The sequence below is a fragment of the Hyphomonas sp. UBA3601 genome, from assembly GCF_002375605.1.
Classification (GTDB): domain Bacteria; phylum Pseudomonadota; class Alphaproteobacteria; order Caulobacterales; family Hyphomonadaceae; genus Hyphomonas.
In genome coordinates this window covers 4,663-11,608 of sequence record NZ_DFME01000049.1, presented here as the reverse complement: position 1 = coordinate 11,608, position 6,946 = coordinate 4,663, and the positions used below count along the sequence as shown (strand labels likewise).

Annotated in this window: 6 protein-coding genes and 2 pseudogenes; all 8 read left to right on the top strand. The window is 63.8% G+C overall.

All coding sequences use genetic code 11. The annotated features are described in order from the left end of the window. A pseudogene (locus B4F73_RS05910) lies at positions 1-98 on the top strand (conjugal transfer protein TrbC); the annotation flags it as partial. Further along, on the top strand, positions 98-373 hold the full coding sequence (locus tag B4F73_RS05905; protein WP_290482718.1) for a VirB3 family type IV secretion system protein: 276 nt from the start codon (positions 98-100) through the stop codon (positions 371-373). The pseudogene B4F73_RS05910 and the gene B4F73_RS05905, both read left to right, overlap by 1 nt. Before the next feature lie 3 nt (positions 374-376). After that, a complete protein-coding gene (trbE, locus tag B4F73_RS05900) occupies positions 377-2,842 on the top strand; it encodes a conjugal transfer protein TrbE (protein ID WP_290482717.1) in 2,466 nt (821 codons plus the stop codon). Between the two features lie 9 nt (positions 2,843-2,851). Beyond that, the gene (trbJ, locus tag B4F73_RS05895; RefSeq protein ID WP_035549553.1) at positions 2,852-3,550 is read left to right on the top strand and encodes a P-type conjugative transfer protein TrbJ; all 699 of its coding nucleotides are present in this window, start codon (positions 2,852-2,854) and stop codon (positions 3,548-3,550) included. A 6-nt stretch (positions 3,551-3,556) separates the two neighbouring features. After that, entirely contained in the window at positions 3,557-4,873 is a 1,317-nt protein-coding gene (gene trbL, locus B4F73_RS05890) for a P-type conjugative transfer protein TrbL (protein ID WP_119376328.1), read from the top strand. Positions 4,874-4,876: 3 nt separating this feature from the next. Continuing rightward, on the top strand, positions 4,877-5,569 hold the full coding sequence (trbF, locus tag B4F73_RS05885) for a conjugal transfer protein TrbF (protein ID WP_119376329.1): 693 nt from the start codon (positions 4,877-4,879) through the stop codon (positions 5,567-5,569). A 5-nt stretch (positions 5,570-5,574) separates the two neighbouring features. Further along, entirely contained in the window at positions 5,575-6,612 is a 1,038-nt protein-coding gene (gene trbG, locus B4F73_RS05880; protein ID WP_290482716.1) for a P-type conjugative transfer protein TrbG, read from the top strand. A 5-nt stretch (positions 6,613-6,617) separates the two neighbouring features. Then, positions 6,618-6,946 (top strand): annotated as a pseudogene (locus tag B4F73_RS05875) (conjugal transfer protein TrbI); the annotation flags it as partial.

Below are 6,946 nucleotides of genomic sequence, written 5' to 3'. Positions count from 1 at the left end.
GGCGCCTGATCCAGATCGTCTTCGGGCTTTCGATCGCCTTTGCCGCGTCCTCCTTCTTCCTTTCGTTCTTCTCCTTCGGCGGCGGAGCGCTGGTCTGATGGACAGCGGTCAATCTTCCCTTCCGAACGGCTTTACGGTGCCTGTCCACCGGGCGCTGACCGAGCATATCCTGCTCGGCGGTGCGCCGCGCGGACTTGCTATCGCCAATGCGACGTTGGCGGGCGCAATCGGACTGGGTCTGCAGCTGTGGATCGCAGGCATCGCGTTTTTCGCGCTCGGCCACATGGTCGCGGTCTGGGCCGCCCGGCACGATCCTCAATTCGTCGATGTCGCGCGGCGGCATCTGCGGTTCCCCGCGCATCTGCAGGTCTGAGCCATGCTGAGCTTGCGCGAATATCGGAACAAGGCCGACCGGCTTGCGGACTTCCTGCCATGGGCGGCGCTCGTCGCCCCCGGCGTCGTGCTCAACAAGGACGGCAGCTTCCAGACGACATTCAAATATCGTGGCCCTGACCTTGAAAGTTCGACCGAGGAAGAACTCGTCTCGGTTATGGCCCGGGTCAACAATGTCCTGCGCCGGTTTGGCTCAGGCTGGGCGCTCTTCTTCGAGGCGCAGCGCCACGAGGTGCATGACTATCCGGAGGCGGAGTTTCCAGATGCGCTGTCCTGGCTCATCGATCAGGAACGCGCGCTGCAAGCCGAAGAAAGCGGCGCCCGGTTCGAGAGTGCCTACTATCTAAACCTCCTCTGGCTACCGCCTGCCGATGCGACGGGCCGCGCCGAGAAGGCGCTGATCCAGCGCGCTGAGACCGAAGATGCCGCGACCTGGCGGCACCGGCTGGAGACGTTCCAGCAGCACGCGGACCGCGTCTTCGATCTCCTTTCCACCTGCCTCGCCGAGATTGGTAAGCTAACTGACGATGAGACGCTGACCTATCTCCACTCGACCATCTCGATCAAGCGCCATCCTGTTGTGACGCCTGAGCTGCCGGTCTTCCTCGACGCCGTGCTCGCCGATGAGCCCTTCGCTGGCGGGCTGGAGCCGATGATCGGTGACGCGCATTTGCGCACGCTGACCATTCTCGGTTTTCCGGCCTCGACCCTGCCGGGCATCCTTGATGAGCTGAACCGGCAGGGTTTTGCCTATCGCTGGGCAACGCGCTTCATCGCCATGGACAAGGCCGAAGCTGAAAAAGTGCTCGGAAAGAAGCGCCGCCACTGGTTCGCCAAACGCAAATCGATCGGCGCGGTCCTGCGCGAGACCCTGTTCAATGAACAGGCGGCCCTCGTAGACAATGACGCCGACAATAAGGCGGGTGATGCCGACGCCGCGCTACAGGAACTCGGCTCCGACCTTGTCTCCTATGGCTATGTGACCACAACGATCACTGTCGCCGATCCCGACCGGCGCGTGGTGGACGAACATATCCGCGTGGCCGAGCGCATCGTGAATGGCCGCGGCTTCACCGCAATCCGCGAGACCCTGAACGCCGTCGATGCCTGGCTCGGGAGCTTGCCCGGTCATCCGTATGCCAATGTCCGTCAGCCCATCCTGCACACGCTGAACCTGGCCCATATGGTGCCGCTGTCTGCGGTCTGGGCGGGCGAAGACGCCAATCGACACCTACAAGCCCCTGCGCTCATCCAGGCACAGACCGACGGCACAACACCGTTCCGCCTAAATCTCCACATTGGCGATGTTGGTCATACGCTTGTCGTCGGTCCCACCGGCGCGGGCAAGTCCGTGCTCCTGTCCCTGCTCGCCCTGCAATGGAAGCGCTACACAAACGCCCAGGTCTTCATCTTCGACAAGGGCCGGTCCGCGCGCGCTGCAACGCTTTGCATGGGCGGCGCGCATATCGACCTTGGCAGTTCGAACGCCCCAAGCCTCCAGCCCCTGAAGGACATCGACACCGAACATGGCGCGAGTTTCGCCGCTGACTGGCTGACAGGTCTCTGCACAAATGAAGGCGTCAGCATGACGCCGGACCTGAAAGCCCGGCTCTGGGAAGCGATCCAGTCTCTCAGCTCAGCGCCTGAAAACGAACGCACGCTGACAGGCCTCAGCCTGATGCTGCAGGACGACACGCTCAAATCGGCGCTCCACCCGTTCACGCTGGAAGGCCCGCATGGCCGCCTTCTCGATGCCGATCAGGAGAGCCTCGCCCTCGCCGATACAGTCTGTTTCGAGATGGAAGAGCTGATGCACGCGAAAGGCGCGGTCGCCCCCGTCATCACTTACCTGTTCCACCGACTTGAAGCCCGGTTCACCGGCAAACCAACGCTGCTCATCCTAGATGAAGCCTGGCTGTTCCTCGATGATCCGATGTTCGCGGCGCGCATTCGCGAATGGCTCAAAACCCTGCGCAAGAAGAACGTGTCTGTCGTGTTCGCAACACAAAGCCTGGCCGACATCGCGAACTCAAGCATCGCGCCTGCACTCGTCGAGTCCTGTCCGACACGGATCTTCCTCCCGAATGAACGCGCGCAGGAACCGCAATCGAAAGAGACCTATGAGCGCTTCGGACTCAATACCCGCCAGATCGAACTGATCTCAAGAGCCACGCCGAAGCGCGACTATTATTACCAGTCACCCCTCGGCGCGCGCGTCTTTGATCTGGGACTTGGACCCATCGCCCTCTCGGTTTGCGGGGCGTCCTCGCCGGAAAATCAGGCCCGCATGGACCGCATCTGGGCCGAGACGGAAGGCGACGGCTTTGCTGCCTGCTGGCTGATCGAGAAAGGCCTGCCCTGGGCGGCTGAGCTGCTCACCCGCTGGCCCGGCCATGCGCCTGAAGCCGCCGATCCGATCCAATCAGTCCACGCCATCGCCGCCGAATAGGAGCCCCCGATGAAACGCTTCCTTGCCTCCGCCCTCATTTGCGCCGCGCCGCTCTCCATCCTCATCGCCCCGCCAGCCGCCGCCCAATGGACGGTCTATGACCCGGCCAATCACATCCAGAACATCTACCAGGCGATCCGGTCGCTTCAGGAAGTGAACCAGCAAATCCAGCAGCTCACCCATGAAATCGAGATGCTGGAGAACATGGCGCGCGATCTGGAGGCGCTGCCCGATAGTATCGTCGACGACATATTGCGCCGCATGCGCCGCATCGAGGAGCTGATGCGCGAGGCCGAAGGCATCGGCTACCGCGTCGAGGAAATCGAGCGCGAGTATGAAGAGGTGTACCCTGAAGACTATGGCAGTGAACCGCCGCGCCAGGCCGTCCTCGTCGAAGAGGCCCGCGCCCGCTGGCGTCAGTCCCGCACGGCTTACCGGGACAGTCTGACCGTCACGGCGCAGGTCGTCTCCACAGCGCGGGCTGACAGTGACAGTCTCGGCCGGCTGATCGCCGACAGCCAGTCCGCCGTCGGCAATCTCCAGGTCGCGCAGGCGGGAAACCAGATCGAGGCCCTGCAGACTGAGCAGCTGATGCAGATGGAAGCCATGATGGCCGCCCATTACCGCGCCGAGGCGCTGGAACGCGCGCGCCAGCTGGCCGAGGCCGAACGCGGCCGCGCCCGCACCCGGGCCTTCCTCGCAGAGTAGCGCCCCATGGACGTGATCGACACATTTCTCGCGACCTTTATCGCCTACATTGACAGCGGGTTCGGCCTGCTGGCGGGCGATGTCGCATACCTGTCGACCACGCTCATCGCTATCGACATTACGCTGGCAGGCCTGTTCTGGGCGCTCTCCCAGAACACGGACGTGATCGCCGGGCTCCTCAAGAAGGTGCTCTATGTCGGCTTCTTCGCCTTCATCATCGGCAACTTCTCTCTCCTCGCCGGTATCGTCTTTGACAGTTTCGCCGAGCTTGGCGTGACCGCTGGCGGCGGGACGATGACTGCCGATGATCTCCTGCGCCCCGGCTTCATTGCCAGTGTCGGTCTCGATGCCGGTCAGCCGCTGCTCGAAGAGATCAGCGACATGCTGGGGCCGATTTCGTTTTTTCATAACTTCATCATGATCGCGGTCATGTTCGTGGCCTGGGCGATCATCATGGTCGCGTTCTTTGTGCTCGCCGTGCAGCTCTTCATCACGATCCTGGAGTTCAAGCTGACGACCCTGGCCGGGTTCGTGCTCGTGCCCTTCGCGCTCTGGAACAAGACGACGTTCCTCGCCGAACGTGTCCTCGGCAATGTCATCACCTCGGGCATCAAGCTCATGGTGCTCGCCGTTATTATCGGCATTGGCTCGACGCTCTTCTCGTCGGTGACCGATGCGTTCCGCACCGGCGATGATGTGACGCTGGCGCAGGTCATGGGCACGGTGCTGGCTGCGATTGTCTTCTTCTGGATGGGCATCTTTGCGCCCGGCATTGCGAGCGGGCTGATCACCGGCGCTCCGCAGCTCGGCGCAGGCTCAGCAGTGGGTGCTACAGCGGGCGTCGCTGCCGGGACCTATGTAGCGGGCATGGGCGGCCGCGCCGCTGTCGGCGCGGTCGCGGGCGGTGCTTCAAGCGCCGTCAAGGCCGGCGCCAGCATGGCAGGAGCGGCGCGCACCTCCTATACGCTGGGCTCTGTCGCCTCCGGCGCATCCGGCGCAGCGGGCGTCGCCGCCGGCCTTGCCGGTGTCGCGCGCGCAGGCGGGGACGCCATGCGCCGCGCTGCAAGCCGTCCTGCCCAGTCCATGCGCGAGGCCTACCAACGCGGCAGTCAGGGCGCCTGGCGCGCAACCGGCGGGTCTGAGACCGCATCCATGCAAAGCTCTGCCTCCGGATCATCCTCATCCCAGAGCCCCGGCTGGGCCCGCCGCATGCAGACCAGCCAGCGCATGGGACAGGCAGGCCAAATGGCCGCCCATTCGATCCGCGACGGCGATCGCGGCGCTTCGGGCGCGAACCCAACCCTCAAAGACAAGGACGATTAGACGATGGCTTTCAGGCGATCTTCCTCCAGCTATGGGCCAAGCCCGTTCCCTGAAACGCCTTACCAGAAGGCCGGACAGGTCTGGGACGACCGTATCGGCTCCGCCCGCGTGCAGGCAAAGAACTGGCGGCTCATGGCGCTCGGCTGTCTCGGGCTCTGCTTCGTCACCTCCGGCGCGCTGGTCTGGCGGAGCATGCAATCGACCGTCACGCCTTATGTCGTGGAAGTCGATGAGACCGGCGCGGCCCGCGCCGTTTCGCCAGCGACGGAGCGCTACACCCCGACCGATGCGCAGATCGCGCATCACCTCGCCAACTTCATCGAGCACGTGCGCGGCCTCAGCGTCGATCCGGTCGTCGTGCGCGAAAACTGGCTGCGCGCCTATGACTTCGTCACTGACCGCGCCGCCACCACGCTCAATGAATACGCCTCGACCAATGATCCCTTCGCCGATGTCGGCAGAAAATCCCGCACGGTGGATGTCGTCAGCGTCGTGCGCGTCTCGGACGACAGTTTCCAGGCCCGCTGGATCGAGAAGACCTATGAGAATGGCGCGCTGGTTCGCGCCCAAAGGTTCACCGGCAACTTCACCCTCATCACCCAACCGCCGACGGATGCGCAGACCCTGCGCGCCAATCCGCTCGGCCTTTATGTCCATGCCCTGAACTGGGGTCAGGACCTCGTTACAGGAGAATGATCCCCATGCTTCGTATCCTCACCGCCGCTTCTGCCATGGCGCTATTGTCAGCCTGCGCCACGACGGAACTCGACCCCATCGATGCCAGCGCCTTCGTCGCCGCGACGCCTGTCGAGGACCGCGCTGACTACCCTGTCGAGATTGTCGAAACCGCCGTGGCACTTCCGCTGCCCGGCCAGATGATGCCCATCGGCACCCGCGTCACCACCAATCCCGATGGCAGCGTGACACGGACCTATACAAGGACCGTCAGCACGCCGTCGGTTTCACCGGCAGAAGCGATAAGACAAGGTCGCACCAGCGCCCTGATCGAACCTTCGGTCGACGGCTATGTGAACGCGATCCAGGTCTATCCCTATACCGAAGGCGCGCTTTACCGCCTCTATGCCAGCCCCGGCCAGGTGTCGGACATCGCCCTGCAGCCGGGCGAGGAACTCGTCTCGGTTTCGGCCGGTGACACGGTGCGCTGGGTGGTGGGGGACACGGTGTCCGGTTCGGGCGCGACGGCCCGCGCCCATGTGCTGGTCAAACCGATCAGCTCCGGCATCCGCACCAATCTGATGATCGCCACCGACCGGCGGACCTATCATCTGGAGCTGGAGAGCACGGAGGGCGGCTATATGGCCGCGCTCTCCTGGCGCTATCCGGCTGATGAACTGGCAGGCCTCACCGCCCGCAATGAACGCGCCATTGCAAGAGACGCTGGCAGCATTGAGCGCGGCCTGACGCTGGAAGGCCTGAACTTCGATTATCGGCTCTCCGGCGACAGCCCCGACTGGAAACCTGTGCGCGTCTTCGATGATGGCCGTCAGGTGTTCATCCAGATGCCCGAAGACATCGCCACCACAGACATGCCGCCGCTCTTTGTTCTGGGTGCGGACGGTGACGCGGAACTCGTCAACTACCGGGTGCGCGGCAATTATTATGTCGTGGACCGCCTGTTCCGTGCGGCGGAACTGCGGCTCGGCGAACGAAACCAGATGGTCGTCCGCATCTCCCGCAATGAGCGCCGTTCGCCTCTGGCTGGCCTGTTCGGGAACTGATGCCCATGTCCGAGCCCATTCCCTTCGACGAGCATGCCGAACGGCTGAAGATCCGCTCCAGCCCGAAGCCGGTTACGCGGATCAACCGCAAGGTCCTGATGGTCGGCGCAGGCCTCGGCGTGCTTGGCCTGTTCGCCGCCATGAGAATTGCATTGAAGCCACCAACCGCCGTCGATCCGGATGCAAGGCGCGAGCTCTACAACACCACGAACACACGCAAGCCCGAAGGCCTCTCCACCCTCCCGGCAAGCTATAGCGAGATTGCCCCGGTGGAAGACCGCATCGCGCGCCTTGGCCCGCCACTCTCCGGCGATCTCGGCGCGACCATGCTGCG

Excerpts from the sequence above, each read along its gene's own strand:
- B4F73_RS05905 (WP_290482718.1), top strand. The coding sequence starts at position 98 with ATGGACAGCGGTCAATCTTCCCTTCCGAACGGCTTTACGGTGCCTGTC.
- trbE (WP_290482717.1), top strand. The coding sequence starts at position 377 with ATGCTGAGCTTGCGCGAATATCGGAACAAGGCCGACCGGCTTGCGGAC.
- trbJ (WP_035549553.1), top strand. The coding sequence starts at position 2,852 with ATGAAACGCTTCCTTGCCTCCGCCCTCATTTGCGCCGCGCCGCTCTCC.
- trbL (WP_119376328.1), top strand. The coding sequence starts at position 3,557 with ATGGACGTGATCGACACATTTCTCGCGACCTTTATCGCCTACATTGAC.
- trbF (WP_119376329.1), top strand. The coding sequence starts at position 4,877 with ATGGCTTTCAGGCGATCTTCCTCCAGCTATGGGCCAAGCCCGTTCCCT.
- trbG (WP_290482716.1), top strand. The coding sequence starts at position 5,575 with ATGCTTCGTATCCTCACCGCCGCTTCTGCCATGGCGCTATTGTCAGCC.